Genomic DNA, 630 nt, shown 5'->3' on the forward strand with positions numbered 1-630 from the left:
AGATATGTATAAGAGACAGTCACACCACTGACCACCCCACCCCCGGCCCGGCTTGTGACGCCGGCCGGGTTCGTGACGTCGGCTGGGGTTGTGGCGCCGGCAGGGTTTGTGCCGTCGGGCGGATTTGTGGCGTCGGCTGGGTTTGTGACGCTGGCTGGGGTTGTGATGCCGGCCGGGCTTGTGACGCGGGCGGGCTTCTGATGCGGCCTGGACCGACGAACTCGCTGGCCGACGTGGCGGGGCTGCGGATCGGCCACGCGCACCGGGTCGGGGACGGTTACCGTACCGGGACCACCGTCGTCCTGGCGCCCGCCGATGGAGCCGTCGCGGGAGTCGACGTACGAGGAGCCGCACCCGGCACCCGTGAGACGGAACTTCTGGACCCGCGCAACCTGGTGGAGCGGGTGCACGCCGTGGTCCTGTCAGGCGGGAGCGCGTTCGGACTGAGCGCGGCCTGCGGCGTCATGGACCGCCTCGCCGACGCCGGCATCGGCTACCCGGTCGCGGGCGGCGCCGTCCCGATCGTCCCGGCCGCCGTCATCTTCGACCTCGGCCGGGGCGGCTCCTTCCGCGCCGTCCCCGACGCCACCTTCGGCACCGCCGCCTACCAAGCCGCCACCACCCAACCCC

Annotated in this window: 1 protein-coding gene; it reads left to right on the forward strand. The window is 72.4% G+C overall.

All coding sequences use genetic code 11. From position 1 onward, the window contains the following. Positions 1 to 200 precede the first annotated feature (200 nt). Positions 201 to 630, forward strand: a 430-nt coding sequence (locus tag C1J01_RS48460; RefSeq protein ID WP_181449394.1) for a P1 family peptidase, incomplete at its 3' end; no start/stop codon positions are given.

The organism is Nonomuraea aridisoli (assembly GCF_003236395.1).
GTDB classification, from domain to species: domain Bacteria; phylum Actinomycetota; class Actinomycetes; order Streptosporangiales; family Streptosporangiaceae; genus Nonomuraea; species Nonomuraea aridisoli.